Annotated in this window: 14 protein-coding genes; 5 read left to right on the top strand and 9 right to left on the bottom strand. The window is 72.8% G+C overall.

Annotated elements, in window-relative coordinates; all coding sequences use genetic code 11:
- Nucleotides 1-250: 250 nt before the first annotated feature.
- The 3 genes from ABD363_RS28630 (at nt 251) to ABD363_RS28620 (ending at nt 2814) form a co-directional block, all read left to right on the top strand.
- Nucleotides 251-1693 carry a hypothetical protein gene (locus tag ABD363_RS28630; protein ID WP_344608719.1) on the top strand — a complete coding sequence of 481 codons (1443 nt, stop codon included), beginning with the start codon at nt 251-253 and terminating at the stop codon, nt 1691-1693.
- Nucleotides 1694-1779: 86 nt separating this feature from the next.
- Nucleotides 1780-1992, top strand: coding sequence for an FmdB family zinc ribbon protein (locus ABD363_RS28625; protein WP_344608717.1), 213 nt, complete (start codon nt 1780-1782; stop codon nt 1990-1992).
- A 54-nt stretch (nt 1993-2046) separates the two neighbouring features.
- Nucleotides 2047-2814 carry a DedA family protein gene (locus tag ABD363_RS28620; RefSeq protein WP_344608715.1) on the top strand — a complete coding sequence of 256 codons (768 nt, stop codon included), beginning with the start codon at nt 2047-2049 and terminating at the stop codon, nt 2812-2814.
- Here the strand turns inward: ABD363_RS28620 and ABD363_RS28615 are convergent.
- From ABD363_RS28615 to ABD363_RS28605, 3 genes are read right to left on the bottom strand one after another with little or no spacing between them, the layout of a single operon-like run.
- A complete protein-coding gene (locus tag ABD363_RS28615) occupies nt 2732-3544 on the bottom strand; it encodes an HAD family hydrolase (RefSeq protein WP_344608713.1) in 813 nt (270 codons plus the stop codon). The two genes, ABD363_RS28620 and ABD363_RS28615, sit on opposite strands and share 83 nt — an antisense overlap.
- A complete protein-coding gene (locus tag ABD363_RS28610) occupies nt 3544-6072 on the bottom strand; it encodes a phosphoribosyltransferase (protein ID WP_344608711.1) in 2529 nt (842 codons plus the stop codon). The genes ABD363_RS28615 and ABD363_RS28610 overlap by 1 nt, the downstream gene beginning before the upstream one ends.
- A gap of 13 nt (nt 6073-6085) precedes the next feature.
- Nucleotides 6086-7252: an HpcH/HpaI aldolase/citrate lyase family protein gene (locus ABD363_RS28605; RefSeq protein ID WP_344608709.1), complete on the bottom strand. Its 1167-nt coding sequence runs from the start codon at nt 7250-7252 to the stop codon at nt 6086-6088.
- 209 nt (nt 7253-7461) lie between these two features.
- Between ABD363_RS28605 and ABD363_RS28600 the strand changes: the two genes are divergently transcribed.
- On the top strand, nt 7462-8310 hold the full coding sequence (locus ABD363_RS28600) for a TerD family protein (RefSeq protein WP_344608707.1): 849 nt from the start codon (nt 7462-7464) through the stop codon (nt 8308-8310).
- Nucleotides 8311-8344: 34 nt separating this feature from the next.
- Here the strand turns inward: ABD363_RS28600 and ABD363_RS28595 are convergent, their stop codons facing one another.
- The 6 genes from ABD363_RS28595 to ABD363_RS28570 all read right to left on the bottom strand — a co-directional run bounded on the left by ABD363_RS28595 (nt 8345) and on the right by ABD363_RS28570 (nt 12927).
- A complete protein-coding gene (locus tag ABD363_RS28595; RefSeq protein WP_344608705.1) occupies nt 8345-9082 on the bottom strand; it encodes a TerD family protein in 738 nt (245 codons plus the stop codon).
- 186 nt (nt 9083-9268) lie between these two features.
- Nucleotides 9269-10414: a DUF475 domain-containing protein gene (locus tag ABD363_RS28590; RefSeq protein ID WP_344608703.1), complete on the bottom strand. Its 1146-nt coding sequence runs from the start codon at nt 10412-10414 to the stop codon at nt 9269-9271.
- Nucleotides 10415-10489: 75 nt separating this feature from the next.
- Entirely contained in the window at nt 10490-11065 is a 576-nt protein-coding gene (locus ABD363_RS28585; protein WP_344608701.1) for a TerD family protein, read from the bottom strand.
- 97 nt (nt 11066-11162) lie between these two features.
- The gene (locus tag ABD363_RS28580; RefSeq protein ID WP_344608699.1) at nt 11163-11738 is read right to left on the bottom strand and encodes a TerD family protein; all 576 of its coding nucleotides are present in this window, start codon (nt 11736-11738) and stop codon (nt 11163-11165) included.
- A 133-nt stretch (nt 11739-11871) separates the two neighbouring features.
- The gene (locus ABD363_RS28575) at nt 11872-12330 is read right to left on the bottom strand and encodes a peroxiredoxin (protein ID WP_344608697.1); all 459 of its coding nucleotides are present in this window, start codon (nt 12328-12330) and stop codon (nt 11872-11874) included.
- A 159-nt stretch (nt 12331-12489) separates the two neighbouring features.
- The gene (locus ABD363_RS28570) at nt 12490-12927 is read right to left on the bottom strand and encodes a DUF3052 domain-containing protein (protein ID WP_344608695.1); all 438 of its coding nucleotides are present in this window, start codon (nt 12925-12927) and stop codon (nt 12490-12492) included.
- Nucleotides 12928-13348: 421 nt separating this feature from the next.
- Here ABD363_RS28570 and aceE point away from each other — a divergent pair, with 421 nt between their 5' ends.
- Nucleotides 13349-16096, top strand: a complete 2748-nt coding sequence (gene aceE, locus ABD363_RS28565) for a pyruvate dehydrogenase (acetyl-transferring), homodimeric type (protein WP_344608693.1) — start codon at nt 13349-13351, stop codon at nt 16094-16096.
- Nucleotides 16097-16314: the final 218 nt, after the last annotated feature.

Below are 16314 nucleotides of genomic sequence, written 5' to 3'. Positions count from 1 at the left end.
GAAGAGCCTCGCCGGCCGCCCGGACCCGCGGCTTCGGGGGCGCGCCGCGCATCCGCGCGGGCGACGGCCGGGACCGGCGACGGCACGGTCGGGGCGTCCGTGCCCCGGGACGGCACCGGCTCCCCGTGGCGACCGGCCGCACCGGCGACGGCGACGTCACGGTCCGGACGGCGAACTGGCCGGCCCGTGTGTTCGTCCTTCACCGGTGGGAGAATGATTCCGGGCAGGGCGGACGACACGGGAGAGGGATGTGACGGCGACCCCATCGCAGCCGTGTACGCCGAGGGTGCCGTGCGCGCCCCGCCCACCGCGCCGGCCGCCGGCCGGCGGCCACGCCCCGGCACGGCGCCCCGGACACCGGCGCCGGACGCCCGGTGCGGTGCGGGACGCGCTCGCCCTGCTGGGCCTGCCGCTGGTCGCCGTCCTCGCGCTGCCCGCCGCGTTCGCCGGCGGCGGCACCCGGCGCTGGTTCGGCGGACGGGCCGAGAGCCGGCGCGCCGCGGCGCAGGCCGCCAAGGACGCGGCGGCGGCCGCCTTCTACGAACTCGACACCGCCCAGCGCGACCTGCGGATCTCGATCGAGACCATCGGCGCCGTCGACGACTCCCCCGCGGCCCGGCGCGCGGTGGCCGACTTCGAGGCGCTCGGCGGGCGCATCGACGAGGCCAGCCGCGCGTACATCGACGCCGTCGACGCCCACGACCTCGACCGCGACGACCTGGAGGCCGCGGCCGCCGCCCGGGCCCGCGACCGGCTGACCGCCGCCACGGACGGACTCGTCCGGGTCAAACGGGACCTGGACCGCTTCGCCGAGGGTCTCGGCCCGCTGCTCGGCAAGGCCGAGACCCAGCTGGCCCGGCTCGCGCCCGCCGTCGAACGGGCCCGGCAGTCGCTGCTCGCCGCCTCCGAGGCCCTCGACGCCGTACGCGGCTCCGGGCTGCGGGCGGACGACCTCGCCGCCCGGCTCGCCGCCCTCGCCCCCGAGCTGACCAAGCTGAACCAGGGCGCCGGGCAGCACGGCGTGCCCCGGACGCTGGAGCGGGCCGACCGGGTCGCGCGGGAGGCCCAGGCCGTGCGCGCCGAAGCCGAACGGCTGCCCGAGCGGGCCGCCGAGATCGACCGCCGGCTGGTCTCGCTGCGCACCCGCGTCGAGGCCCTCACCACGCGCACCGGCCAGGTCGAGCCGGTGCTGAGCGAACTGCGCCGCCGGTTCGCGCTGGCGTGCTGGCAGGACCTGCAGCACGTGCCGGAGCAGGCCGCCGAGACCGTCCGGCAGGCCGAGCTGAAGCTGCGCGAGGCGCGGACCGCGCGGGACGAGCAGCGCTGGCCCGACGCGACGGCGCTGCTGTCCACGGTGCGGGCCCTGCTCGACGCGACCGACGAGGCCGTCTCGGCCGCCGGTGACCGGCTGCGGCGGCTGAACGCCGTGCAGAAGGACCCGCGGCAGGAGATCGACCGCACCCGCTTCACCATCCGCGACGCCCAGCGCCTGGCCATGGCCGGCCGCACCACCCCCGACCCCCGCCACGCCCGCCCCCTCGACGACGCGGTGGCCCGCCTGGACCGGGCCGTCACCACCCTGGAGGACCGCCACCCCGACTACTGGCACTTCCTGGCGGAGACGGAGGCGGTGCGGCAGGCGGTGGCCCGGGTGGTCGCCCGGATCCGCGAGGAACGCGGCGCCGGCCGCTGACGCCGCCGGGCACGGCTCCGCCCGCCACCGGACCGGCCCCGCCGTTCGCCCCGGGGCACGGGCCGGACGCCGGTTAACCTGTGCCCATGCCTCGTTACGAATACCGCTGCCGTACCTGCGGCGACACCTTCGAACTGAGCCGCCCCATGGCCGAGTCCGCCGCCCCCGCGAACTGCCCCGCGGGCCACGACGACACCGTGAAGCTGCTGTCGACGGTCGCCGTCGGCGGCACCTCCGCCGCCCCGGCGCCCCCGTCCGGCGGCGGGGGCGGCTGCTGCGGCGGAGGCTGCTGCGGCTGACGCCCGGCCGCCGGTTCAGGCTCCCTTCAGCTCCGCTTCCCTACCCTGGCCGGCATGACAGCCATCGCAGCGCCCGCGGCCGCCGGCGCCGGTGCCGCACCGGAGTGGGTCAACGGGCTCATGGACGCGCTGGGCGCGCCGGGTGCCGGCATCGCCATCGCCCTGGAGAACCTCTTCCCGCCCCTGCCGAGCGAGGTGATCCTGCCGCTCGCCGGGTTCGCGGCGAGCGGCGGCCGGATGAGCCTGCTCGCCGTCCTGCTGTGGACGACGGCGGGTTCGGTGACCGGCGCGCTCGCCCTGTACGGGATCGGCGCGCTGCTCGGCCGCGACCGCACCGTGGCGATCGCGTCCCGGCTGCCGCTGGTGAAGGCGGCCGACATCGAGAAGACGGAGGCGTGGTTCCTGCGGCACGGCACGAAGGCGGTGTTCCTCGGCCGGATGATCCCGGTCTTCCGCAGCCTGATCTCGGTGCCGGCCGGCGTCGAACGCATGCGCCTTCCGGTGTTCCTCGGCCTGACGACGCTGGGCAGCGCGATCTGGAACACGGTGTTCGTGCTGGCGGGGTACGCGCTGGGCGACAACTGGCCCGAGGTCACCCGGATCGTCTCCGCGTACTCGAAGGTGGTCCTCGTCGTGGCCGCCCTGGCGGTGCTGGCGTTCCTCGGCATGCGGCTGCTGCGGCCGGGGGTCGGCCGGCGCCGCCGGGGACGCGCCGACGCACGCCCCCGGCGGCCCGGCGTCACCGGGGCGAGCGCGCCGCCCGCAGGAACTCGCGCAGAATGCGCTCCCCGGCCAGCACACCCCGCTCGGGAAGCGCGCTGACCGCGGGCGCCGTCCAGCCGGCGTCGGCCAGCTCGCCGTGGCCGGGCCGCCAGCCCCGGTCGGCGGCGAGCAGCAGGTCGGCGTCGAGGAGGGAGTCGCCGGCGGCGAGGGTCAGTTCGGCGCCGGTGCGGCGGGCGACCTCGCGCACGGCCGCGCTCTTGGTGAGCGGCCCGGGCACGGCGTAGACCTTGCGGCCCTGCAGCGACACGGTCCAGCCGCGGCGGGCCGCCCACGCCGCGAGCTCCTCCACCCAGTCCCCGGGCAGCAGTTCCCGCTCGACGACCAGGTACACGAACAGGTCCTCGGCGATGCGGTGCTTGCGCACCCAGGCCGGGTCGCCGGCCCGCATCAGGTGCTCGCTCACCTCGCTCAGCGGCGCGCACTCGTCGGCCAGCCGGGCCGTCACCCGCGCGTGCCAGCCGGGGTCGGTCACGCCGTCCACCAGCAGGTGGCCGCCGTTGGCGCAGATCGCGTACTTCGGCGGCGGGCCCGGCAGGTTGATGCGCTGGTACTGCGCGCGGGTCCGGGTGGTCGTCGGCACGAACACCGCCGCGTCGCCGAGGTCGGCGAGGAGCCCGGCCGCCGTCTCCGTCAGGTAGGACAGCGGCTTGCTCTCGTGGACCTCCACGCACAGCAGCCGGGGCGCCCGCGCGTCGGGCATGGTCAGCGCCAGGGCCGCGGCGGAGTAGACGAGGGTGCGGTCGAGGTCGCTGGCGACGAGCACCGGCATCAGACCGTCACCGCCCTGCCGTCGGCGCCGGTCGCGCCCCGCGTGAACCGGGGGTGGATCAGGCCCACGCAGGTGTACGGCAGGTCCGCGACCTCCTCCACCGGCACGCCCCGCTGCCCGGCCAGCAGGCGCACGTGGTCCAGGTCGCGGCCCGCCCCGGCCCGGGCCAGCACCTTCCAGGGGACGCGGCGCAGCAGCACCCGCGTGGTCTCGCCGACGCCGGGCTTGACGAGGTTGACGTCGTGGATGCCGTACTCCTCGCTGATCCGCTCCACCGCCTTCCAGCCCTCCCAGGTCGGGGTGCGGTCGGCGGCGAGCAGGTCCTCGACCCGGGCGCCGACCGCGTCCACGACCTCCGGGAAGCGGGCGGAGACCGCGTCGAGGAAGGCGACGGACACGTCGGAGCCGGCGAGTTCGCGGTAGAACTTGGCGCCGTGGTAGTCGTGCGGGCCGACCAGGTCCGCCCGCAGCACGGTCCGCGAGACCAGGCCGGAGACGGTGGAGTTGAGGCAGGCGGAGGGGATGAGGTAGTCCTCGCGGGTGCCGTAGGTGCGGACGCAGGAGCCGGGGTCGGCCAGGACCGCGATCTCCGGGTCGAAGCCGGTGACGCCGTCGGAGGCCTCGAAGGCGCGCAGCGCGTCGGCGAGTTCCCGGGTGATGGCGCCCTTGCCGGTCCAGCCGTCGACGAAGACGACGTCGGCGGGGTCGTGGTGGGCGGCCAGCCAGCGCAGCGCGTTGGCGTCGATGCCGCGGCCGCGGACGATGGAGACGGCGTAGTGCGGCAGGTCCAGGCCGTGCCGGAAGCGGGCCCAGCGGCGCATCAGGATGCCGACCGGGGTGCCCGCGCGGGCCAGGGAGACCAGGACGGGCCGGGGCGAGCGCTCGGCGAGCACCAGCTCGGTGACGGCGCCGACGGCCTGCGCGAGCCGCGCCGCGGACTCCTCCAGCGCGGTGCGGAACAGTTCCTGGTACTGCTCGCCGGGCTGGTACTCCACCGGCAGCGACTCCGCGTAGTGGGCGCCGCCGCGCTGGATGGCCTCCTCGCGCTCCTCGGTGGGCGCCTCCAGCGTCACGTCCGAGAGGTCCTGCAGCAGCCAGCCGACCTCCTCGGGGGCGTACGAGGAGAAGGCGGGGCCGCGGAGGGGCTCGGGCAGCATCGGGGGCCTTTCGGGGGCGTGCGCGGCCGCGGGGACGTAACTCGGTACGACCGCGAGCAGGACGTGCGGGATGTGCGCGGCGAGCCGGGCGAGCAGGCCGTCGGGGGCGTGCAGCGCGGGGGTGTCGGCGGCCGAGTCGACGACGGCGACGACGGCGTCGAAGCCGGCGCCCGCGACGTTGTAGGCGTAGCGCTCGCCGGGGCCGTCGGCCGGGTCGTCGTGCGCCGGGAAGACCAGGCGGGTGCGTATCGCGTAGCCGGGGTCGTCGACGGCGAGGACGGGCGAGCGGGTGGTGGTGGAGTAGCGCACCTCGGCGTCCACGGCCTGCTCCAGCGCGTGGGCGAGCCGCAGCGGGGCGTACATCAGCTCCTCGAAGCCGAGGACCAGGACGCGGCGCGCGTCGCCGGGGAGGGCGGCTTCCAGGCGGGCGGCCATGTCGGGGAGGGCGGCTTCCAGGCGGGCGCGGTGGGCTTCGGTGAAGCCGTGCCGGCCGCCGTCGGGCAGGCCCGCGGGCCAGCGCAGATCGACCCGGGTGACGGGGCCGGCGGGCGGGCGCGGGCCGGCGTCGGCCCGGCGCGCCCCGGGGGCGGTGCCCTCGAACCGGGTGACGAGCTCCCGCCCCTTCTCCAGCACGCCGTCGGGCAGGCGCACGGTGCCGGAGGCCGCCGTGACCAGGTCCACCCGCGCGCCGATCTCCCGCGCGAACTCCTCCAGCCGGCCCGCGTCCTCGGGGGAGCGCATGTCGACCAGGGCGACGACCACGTACCGGCGCCTCGGATAGCGCGCGTGCAGGGCGCGGACGGTGTTCAGGACCGTGTTGCCGGTGGAGAACTCGTCGTCGACCAGGACCAGCGGTCCGGGACCGGCCAGCAGCGCCGGGTCCTCGGGCAGCAGCAGGTGCGAGGTGGCGTGCGAGTGGGACTCCTCGAAGCCGCCCGCCCGCGGCACCCCGGCGACCGGGCGGCGGGTGGAGTGCAGGTAGGGGGCCGTGCCCAGGCCGTCGGCGACCGAGTGGCCGAGGCCGGTGGCGGTCTCCGCGTAGCCGAGGACGACCGCCGCGCCGGCCTCCTCCTCGCCCAGCAGGTCGCGTACGCGCCGGCCGAGGGCGACGCCGTGGCCGTACACCACGGCCGGCGACTGCGGGACGTGCTTGCCGAGCACGTTCGAGACGAGCAGATGGGCCCGCTTGGGGTTGCGGCGCAGCGCGAGCCCCAGCAGCTCGGTCAGCCGGCCGTCGCCGGCCAGCTCGACGCCGAGCCGCTCCGCGACCCAGCTGCCCGTCCAGACGCCGCCCGGCGTCCCGGTCCGCGCTCCCTCGTCCCCGCCGTCGTGCGTCGCCTCGTCCGGCGCGTGGTCCAGTACGTCGTTCATGAATTCCCTGTGTTCAGTCGGGCAGGCCGGCGGCGAGCAGCTCCACGAAGCCGACGTCCTGGTTCGCCACGCCGAAGGCCTCGGCGCGCAGCAGCGTCCGCTCGGCCCAGGCGCGGTGCGGCTTCACCTCGTTCATCTTGTTCGTGTACGCCGACCTGAGCACCCCTCCGCCGCCGCGTTCGGGCCGCAGGATGTCCTGGGCGTCGCTGTACTCCTCGTGGCTGACCACCGACAGGGCGTGCACCGCCGGGACGTGCGAGGGGTGGATGCAGGTCTTGCCCAGCAGGCCGTTGGCGTGGTCCAGGGAGATCTCCCGCAGCAGGCCGTCCATGGCGTGCTCGATCAGCTTCTGGCGCAGCTCGGCCGCCTGCACCTCCAGGAAGGGGCTCTGCCGCAGCTGCGGCTTGAACATGCGCTCCTGGACCCGGAAGTACTCCCACACCGGCCCGGTCACCGTGAAGCCGGTGCCGTCGGCCCGCCCGAGCATGTTGACCACGTCGGCGATCACGGAGGCGACGATCTGGACGTCGTACGCCGTCATGTCGGGGCCCCGGCGCAGGCCGTAGGAGGAGCAGAAGTCGGTCACGCCCAGGCGCAGCGCGAGCACGCGGTCGCGGTACTTGTCGACCGCGCGGTAGATGCCCTCCAGGGTCGCCACGCGGGACTCCCGGTAGAGCAGCTCCGGCGACTCCAGCACGGGCATGGCGAAGAGCCGCCGCCCGCTGTCGGTCTCGGCGCCGGCCAGCGCCTCCAGGAAGGGCATGCCGCGTTCCTCGGTGAACTTCGGCAGGACGAATCCGGACAGCAGCCGCACGGTGGGGCCGAGGCGTCGTACCAGGTCGGGGATCTGCTCGGGGGTGCGGACCCGGACGAACAGCAGCGGCAGGTCGGCGCCGGCCCGCGCGTCGAGGTCGGCGAACTGCCGGACGAGGTTCTCCTCGCCGGCCACGACGTCCGCGTCGTCTATCGAGTCCTCCAGGCACAGCACCATCGAGACCACGCCGCGTCCGGCCTGCTTGACGACGTCGTCGGCGAGCCGCGGCCGGGTGGCCGGGCTGTAGAGGGTGGCTCCGAGGGCCGCGGACAGCAGCCGGGCCGGCGAGTCCGCGGTGAACTCGCCCGGTTCCCGGTGGAAGAGGCGCTGCCGCACCTCAGGGGCGAGGTGCCCGAAATGACGCATAAAGCTCCCCTGTACTGCCTGGGCGGCCGGTGGGCTGTCGAAAGGTGGCCGGTAATAGTACGTAGAAGCGCATGTCAGGGGTTCCCGTCGGGCATGAATTCCAGGTAACCCGGCTGTGTCGACGGCAACCGCCGGCCCCTTCGGCCCGCGGCCCGGAACCTCGCCCCCCCGCGTTGTCGTGGCCAGGACCGAGAGGGCAGGATGACCGCATGACGCACGCGATGCTGAAGGGGTCGAACGTCCCGCTGGAAGCCACGACGGTGCGCGCCGTGCTGCGCTGGACGCCCGGGCAGGGGGTCCCGGACGTCGACGCCTCGGCGCTGCTCCTGGGCCCCGACGGCCGTGTGCGCTCCGACGAGGACTTCGTCTTCTACAACCAGCCCCGGCACCCCTCCGGGAAGGTCTGGCGGCTCGGCAAGAAGCGGGTCGCCGAGGGCCTCACCGACACGATCCAGACAGACCTGGCCGGTGTCGAGTCCGAAGTCGGCCGGGTCCTGCTGGTCGCCTCGGCGGACGGCGTCACCTTCGACCGCGTGAGCGCCCTGCGCATCCTGCTGTACGACGCGTCCGCCGCCGACGCCGAGCCGCTCGCCTACTTCGACGTCAAGCCGGAGACGGGCGAGGAGACCGCGCTGATCTGCGGGGAGCTGTACCGGCGCGGGGAGGGCTGGAAGTTCCGGGCGCTGGGCGAGGGCTACACCAACGGGCTGAAGGGCCTGGCGACCGACTTCGGCATCTCGGTGGACGAGTCGGCGGCCGCGCAGGAGGAGTCCACGTCACCGCAGCCGGCGTCCGAGGTCTCCCAGCCGCTGCCGCCGGAGCAGCCGACCGCGGTGGTCCCGGCCCAGCCGTCCCAGCCGGCGTACGGCTATCCGCAGCAGCCCCCGGCGACCCAGCCGGCGTACGGCTACCCGCACCCGACGAGCCCGCCCGCGTACGGCTACCCCCCGGCGGCCGCCACGGCGCGGCCCGGGTACGGGTATCCGCAGCCGGCCACCGTGGTGCCGGATCCCGACTTCCGGCTGCCGCCGCAGGGACCGCAGTTCCTCGGGCGCTGACGGGGCGGGGGGCCGGCGGCCACGGCGGCGCCGGTCACCGCTCCACCTTGGTCTTGTAGCCCCTCCCCCACTGCAGGCCCCATCCGTACAGCCGGTCCAGCTCGGCCTGGAACCCGTACACGAACTTCACCTCGCGCCGGACGACGATCTCCCCCTTCACGTTCTCGATCATCACCACGGCGCAGGACCGCGCCTGCGGGTGCCGCTCGTCCAGGCCTATCTCGATGCGCGGCCCGTTGCTGGGGTACAGCGTGACGATCGCGTGGGCCCGGTCGAAGGCCGGCGTCTGGTCGTAGATGTAGGCGAAGACCAGCAGCCGCTTGATGTCCTCGCGGTGGTCGAGGTTGACGTACATCGTCTCCCCGGACCCCGAGCCGAACCGGTCGTCGCCGCTGAGCTTGACGTACGGCGGGGAGTTGACGTCGCCGAAGTAGCCGCCGAGCGGCTGGACGACCCCCTTGGTGCCGTCCTGCAGCTCGTACAGGCAGCCCAGGTCGAGATCGACGTTGACCACGCTCTGGGTGTGGCCCATGACCTGCGGCGGCTTCAGCGCCCGGAGGGGGTGCCGCAGCAGGCTCTCGCGCCGGGCGGCGCCGATGTCGGAGGTCCGCATCCGCCAGGTCAGGTTGATCCGCAGATGACCGGTGGCGGCGCTCTGCTTGGTCAGCGAGACCCGGTCGTGCCGTTTGGTCAGTTCGATGGCGTTGCCGGCCGCGCTGCCCGTGTCGAAGTCGGTCCCGCGTCCGCGCCGGAGTCCGTCCAAGAAGCCCATTCCCGCCCCCACGTTCACGTTGAGGGCCGCGGGTCGGGCGGACCCGCGGCCCTGGACGACCGGCGGGGCGGCACCGAGGAGTCGTCCTCGACGCCGCCCCGCCCAGAGCGTTCCTCACCCGGGCCCGGTTCACACCCGCGGCGGCGGGCGCCGCGGGCGCGTACCGGGCCCGGGTGTGCGCGCGTGTCACACGCCGGAGGAGACCTCGGTCTTCTCGTCCGAGCCGGACCCTCCCCCGGCCGCCGCGAGCCGGCGGTTGCGCAGGACGGAGGACCAGAAGGAGGCGCCGATCAGGACGACGCCGATCAGGCCGGTGATGATCTCGTTGATCTCGTACTGGATGGTGACCAGCAGGATCAGGGCGAGGGCGCCGATGGCGTAGTGCGCGCCGTGCTCCAGGTAGACGTAGTCGTCCAGGGTGCCCTGGCGGACCAGGTAGACGGTCAGCGACCGGACGTACATGGCGCCGATGCCCAGGCCGAGGGCCATCAGGACGATGTCGTTGGTGATGGCGAAGGCGCCGATCACGCCGTCGAAGGAGAAGGACGCGTCCAGGACCTCCAGGTAGAGGAACATGAAGAACGCGGCCTTGCCCGCCAGGACGACCGCCGACTTGGGCTTGCCGGTGCGCGCGGCCTCCTCCTCGGCCTCGTGCTCGCGCTCCTCCTCCTCTTCGAGCTTGTCCTCGAAGAAGCCGGACAGGCCGCCGACGATCAGGTAGGTGACCAGGCCCGCGATGCCGGCCAGCAGGACCGTCTCCGCCTTGTCCACGTGCGCGCCGCCGTGCTGGTGGGCGTGGGTGGCGAAGGTCAGCGACGAGATCAGCAGGACGATCAGCGCGATGCACACCGACAGCATGTCGACCCTGCCGAGCTTGGCCAGCGGCCGCTCCAGCCAGGTCAGCCACTTGATCTCCCGGTCCTCGAAGAGGAAGTCCAGGAAGATCATCAGCAGGAACATGCCGCCGAAGGCGGCGATCGCCGGGTGGGCGTCGGTGACCAGTTCCTGGTAGCGGTCCTTGTCGGTCAGCGCCAGGTCGACGGCCTCGATCGGGCCGAGCTGGGCGCTGATCGCGACGATCACGACCGGGAAGACCAGGCGCATGCCGAAGACGGCGATCAGGATGCCGATCGTGAGGAAGATCTTCTGCCAGAAGGCGCTCATCTTCTTCAGGATCCCGGCGTTGACCACCGCATTGTCGAACGACAGCGAGATCTCGAGGATGGACAGGATCGCCACGATGCCGAAGGCGGTCCACCCCCCGTAGAAGACCGCCGCGACGAGGCCGAGCGCGGTGACCGCGAACGACCAGCCGAAGGTTTTCAGAACCACTGGCAACCCAATCCCTTGTTGGGGGCACCCCCAGACGAAGTCTGAGAGAGGTTCTCCCCCGCGCTGTACCCGGCTTTACGAAACGTTGACTCCGAAGTCTAGAGCGATGCCTCGCAGTCCCGACGCGTACCCCTGTCCCACGGCTCGGAACTTCCACTCGCCGCGGTGGCGGTAGACCTCGCCGAAGATCATGGCGGTTTCCGTGGAGGCGTCCTCGCTCAGGTCGTACCGGGCGAGTTCCCGGCCGTCGGCCTGGTTCACCACGCGGATGAAGGCGTTGCTGACCTGACCGAAGGTCTGGCCGCGTTCGTCGGCGAGGTGGATGGAGACCGGGAAGACGATCCGGTCGCACCGGTCGGGCACCCGGGAGAGGTCGACCAGGATGGACTCGTCGTCGCCGTCGCCCTCACCGGTGAGGTTGTCGCCGGTGTGCTCGACGGAGCCGTCCGGGCTCCTGAGCTGGTTGTAGAAGACGAACCACTCGTCGCCGAGCACCCGGCCGCCGCCGCACACCAGGGCGCTGGCGTCGAGGTCGAAGGGGGCTCCGGTGGTGGAGCGCGCGTCCCAGCCGAGCCCGATCATCACCTGCGTGAGGTCCGGTGCGGCCTTGGACAGGGAGACGTTGCCTCCCTTGGCGAGCGTGACGCCCATGGTGCTGATCCCTCCCCTGGGTGATGCTTCTCTGGCTTTCTGCGCGTCCGGCGCCGCACGCAAACCGTGCGGCGCCGGACGGTGGAGCCGACGGGACTCAGACGTTCACGCCGAAGTCCTGCGCGATGCCGCGCAGACCCGAGGCGTAGCCCTGGCCGATGGCGCGGAACTTCCACTCCGCGCCGTGCCGGTACAGCTCGCCGAAGACCATGGCGGTCTCCGTGGAGGCGTCCTCGCTCAGGTCGTACCGGGCGATCTCGGCGCCGCCGGCCTGGTTGACGACGCGGATGAACGCGTTGCGCACCTGGCCGAAGGACTGCTGGCGGTTCTCGGCGTCGTAGATCGAGACCGGGAAGACGATCTTGTCGATCTCGGCCGGGACCGCGGCGAGATCGACCTTGATCTGCTCGTCGTCGCCCTCGCCCTCGCCGGTGAGGTTGTCGCCGGTGTGCTCGACGGAGCCGTCGGGGCTCTTGAGGTTGTTGAAGAAGATGAAGTGCTGGTCGCTGATGACCTTGCCGGAGTTGTTCAGCAGCAGCGCGCTGGCGTCGAGGTCGAAGTCGGTGCCGGTCGTGGTGCGGACGTCCCACCCCAGACCGACGATGACCGCGGTCAGGCCCGGGGCCTCCTTGGTCAGCGATACGTTGCCGCCCTTGCTGAGGCTGACTCCCACGAGTCCTCCATTGATGTCCGGGGGCGGGAAGCCCCGTAGTGCGTCGGATGTCGGATCAACGAGTCGATCCTAGTGACGGGTTCCCGCCCCCCGCAGGCCCTGGAGCCGACGGCTCAAGGGGTGCCGGACGGCATCACAGGGCGTCGAGCGCCTTCACGTACTCGCCGAGGTCGCGCGCGTCCGGCAGGCCGTTGACGACGGTCCACCGCACGACGCCCTCCTTGTCGATGATGAAGGTCCCGCGCACGGCGCAACCCTTGTCCTCGTCGAAGACGCCGTAGGCGCGCGAGACGTTGCCGTGCGGCCAGAAGTCGGACAGCAGCGGGTACTCCAGGCCCTCCTGCTCGCCGAAGACGCGCAGGGTGTGGACGGAGTCGTTGGAGACGGCGAGCACCTGGGTGTCGCGGGCGGAGAACTGCGGCAGGTTGTCACGCAGCTCGCAGAGCTCACCGGTGCAGACGCCGGTGAACGCGAAGGGGTAGAAGAGCAGCACCACGTTCTTCTCGCCGCGGAAGTCGGACAGCCGCACGGTCGCGCCGTGGTTGTCCCTGAGCTCGAAGTCGGGGGCCTTCTCGCCGACCTGGATCGCCATCGTCCTGCTTTCCCTTTCGGTGGGCTGTTCGGATGGCACCACCCTACGCAGCGAGCACCGCGGGACCCCGGACGGGCCGGGCGTGCCCGGCCCGTCCGGAGCCGGGCGACGAGGGCCCCGCGGGCCGGTACGGGCGGGGACGGCGCCCCCGCCGGACGGTCACCGCTTGGACTTGGCGGCCTTCGGCGTCGCCAGCCGGCTGCCGCTCCAGTCCTTGCCCACGCTGACGCTCTTGGACGCCGTCAGCCCTGCCGTCGTGGCGGCTTCCGAGATGTCGCTCGGCTCCACGTACCCCGCACGGCCGGTCTTCGGCGTGAGGAGCAGGATCGCGCCGCCCTCCTCGATGTACGTGGTGGCATCCACCAGCGCATCCGTCAGGTCGCCGTCGTCGTCACGGAACCACAGCACAACGGCGTCGGCCACGTCGTCGTAGTCCTCGTCCATCAGGTCGCCCTCGATGACTTCCTCGATGGCCTCGCGGAGCTCCTGATCGACGTCGTCGTCGTAGCCGATCTCCTGGACCACCTGCCCGGGCTGGAACCCCAGCCTGGCGGCAGGGTTCGTCCGCTCCTCCGCGTGGTCCGCGGTCGCGCTCACGGGTTGCCTCCTGATCATGTCTTGGGAATATCTCAGCCACGCGCGTGCGCGAAGCATTGGCCGTAGTCCACACGGGCGGGGCGGATCGCGCAAGTACCCGGCCGTCCAGACCGCCGAAACGGTGACGATCCCGGCCGTGTCACCGCAACTCCAGGCACAGCATCCCAGCAGGGGGTGACATACACCACACCTTTCTGCCCGCTTTGCACGTTTGGGAACCCTCCGGGGAACTCTACGCGGATACGCCGGCCGTTACCTCCGGGTAGAGATGACGTCCGGGCTCCCGAGGTACACGATGGGGAGCGGCACAGGCGTACGAGACCGCCCGCATCCCCCGCGTCCCCGACCGTCCCCGCGTCCCCCGGTCCGTCCCGTTCGGCGCATTCCCCCACCGACAGCCCTCCGACAGGTAAGGAACAGCGTGGCTTCCGGATCCGATCGCAACCCGATCATCATTGGCGGCCTTCCGAGTCAGGTTCCTGACTTCGATCCCGAGGAGACCCAGGAGTGGCTCGACTCCCTCGACGCCGCGGTCGACGCGCGCGGCCGGGAGCGGGCCCGTTATCTGATGCTGCGGCTGATCGAGCGGGCGCGCGAGAAGCGCGTGGCCGTGCCCGAGATGCGCAGCACGGACTACGTCAACACCATCCCCACCAGGAGCGAGCCGTTCTTCCCGGGCAACGAGGAGATCGAGCGCAGGATCCTCAACGCCACGCGCTGGAACGCGGCGGTGATGGTCTCGCGCGCGCAGCGGCCCGGCATCGGGGTCGGCGGGCACATCGCCACGTTCGCCTCCTCCGCCTCGCTGTACGACGTGGGCTTCAACCACTTCTTCCGCGGCAAGGACGAGGGCGACGGCGGCGACCAGGTCTTCTTCCAGGGGCACGCCTCGCCGGGCATCTACGCCCGCGCGTTCCTGCTGGACCGGCTCACCGAGCGGCACCTGGACGGCTTCCGGCAGGAGCGGTCGAAGTCGCCGTACGGGCTGTCGTCGTACCCGCACCCGCGGCTGATGCCGGACTTCTGGGAGTTCCCGACCGTGTCGATGGGTCTCGGCCCGATCGGCGCGATCTACCAGGCGCGGATGAACCGCTACCTGCACGCGCGCGGGATCGCCGACACCTCCAGGTCGCACGTGTGGGCGTTCCTCGGCGACGGCGAGATGGACGAGCCGGAGTCGCTGGGCCAGCTCACCCTGGCCGCCCGCGAGGGCCTGGACAACCTCACCTTCGTCGTCAACTGCAACCTCCAGCGCCTCGACGGCCCGGTGCGCGGCAACGGCAAGATCATCCAGGAGCTGGAGTCGGTCTTCCGGGGCGCCGGCTGGAACGTGATCAAGCTGATCTGGGACCGCACCTGGGACCCGCTGCTCGCGCAGGACCGCGACGGCATCCTGGTCGACAGGATGAACACCACCCCGGACGGGCAGTTCCAGACGTACGCCACCGAGTCCGGCGCGTACATCCGCGAGCACTTCTTCGGCGACGACCACCGGCTGCGCGCGATGGTCGAGCACCTGACCGACGACCAGATCCTGCACCTGGGCCGCGGCGGTCACGACCACCGCAAGATCTACGCGGCGTACAAGGCGGCCGTGGAGCACAAGGGCCAGCCGACGGTCGTCCTGGCCAAGACGGTCAAGGGCTGGACGCTGGGCCCGAACTTCGAGGGCCGCAACGCCACGCACCAGATGAAGAAGCTGACGGTCGACGACCTCAAGCGCTTCCGCGACCGGCTGCACCTGCCGATCTCCGACCGGGAGCTGGAGTCCGGCGCGCCGCCGTACTACCACCCGGGCCGGGACTCGGAGGAGATCCAGTACATGCACGACCGCCGCAAGAGCCTCGGCGGGTACGTGCCGACGCGCGTGGTGCGGTCGAAGCCGCTGCCCCTGCCCGGCGACAAGACGTACGCGAGCGTGAAGAAGGGCTCGGGCCAGCAGTCCATCGCGACGACCATGGCCTTTGTGCGCCTGCTCAAGGACCTCATGCGGGACAAGGAGATCGGCAGGCGGTTCGTGCTGATCGCGCCGGACGAGTACCGCACGTTCGGCATGGACTCCTTCTTCCCGAGCGCGAAGATCTACAACCCGCTGGGCCAGCAGTACGAGGCGGTGGACCGCGACCTGCTGCTCGCCTACAAGGAGGCGCCGGACGGGCAGATGCTGCACGACGGCATCTCGGAGGCCGGCTGCACGGCCTCCCTGATCGCCGCGGGCTCGGCGTACGCCACCCACGGCGAGCCGCTCGTCCCGGTCTACGTCTTCTACTCGATGTTCGGTTTCCAGCGCACCGGCGACCAGTTCTGGCAGATGGCCGACCAGCTGGCGCGCGGTTTCGTCCTGGGCGCGACCGCCGGCCGGACGACCCTGACCGGTGAGGGGTTGCAGCACGCGGACGGCCACTCCCAGCTGCTGGCCTCGGCCAACCCGGCCTGCGTGGCGTACGACCCCGCCTTCGGCTACGAGATCGCGCACATCGTCCAGGACGGGCTGCGGCGGATGTACGGCGGCTCCGAGGAGCATCCGCACGGCGAGGACGTCTTCTACTACCTGACCGTCTACAACGAGCCGATCCAGCACCCGGCCGAGCCCGCCGGGGTGGACGTCGAGGGCATCCTCAAGGGCGTCTACCGGTTCAGCGAGGGCACGGCCGGCGCGGTCCCGGCGCAGATCATGGCGTCCGGCGTCGCGGTGCCGTGGGCCGTCGAGGCGCAGCGGATCCTCGCCGAGGAGTGGAACGTCCGGGCCGACGTGTGGTCGGCGACCTCGTGGAACGAGCTGCGGCGCGAGGCCGTGGCCTGCGAGGAGTACAACCTGCTGCACCCGGAGGAGGAGCAGCGGGTGCCGTACGTGACGCGGAAGCTGTCCGGCGCCCAGGGGCCGTTCGTGGCCGTGTCCGACTGGATGCGGTCGGTGCCGGACCAGATCGCGCGATGGGTGCCGGGGACGTACCAGTCGCTGGGCGCCGACGGGTTCGGGTTCGCGGACACCCGCGGGGCGGCCCGGCGCTTCTTCCACATCGACGCGCAGTCGATCGTGGTGGCGGTGTTGACCGAGCTGGCGCGGGAGGGCAAGGTCGACCGCTCGGCGCTGAAGCAGGCGATCGACCGGTACCGGCTGCTGGACGTGGCGGCGGCCGACCCGGGCGTCGCGGGCGGCGACGCCTGACGCGTCCGCCGCCGTCGGGGCGGGCGGGCCCGCGGGCCCGTCCGCCCCCGCGTCTTTCCTGCCGTGCGCCCCTGCGGCAGCAATCGGCCCGAGCCCGCCGGGAGCAGCGCGCCCGGCGCCCGCTTCCCGCCCTGGCCCCGGCCTTCGCCGCCGCCTGCGCCGCGGCCCATCGTCCGGCCCGGCCCGCGCGGGCGCGCGCCGGGACCGTGCGGGCGGGC

Origin of the sequence: Streptomyces glaucus (genome assembly GCF_039533365.1) — a bacterium.
Classification (GTDB): domain Bacteria; phylum Actinomycetota; class Actinomycetes; order Streptomycetales; family Streptomycetaceae; genus Streptomyces; species Streptomyces glaucus.
Note: the sequence above shows the minus strand (reverse complement) of the source record. Positions and strands in the feature narration are given on the sequence as shown.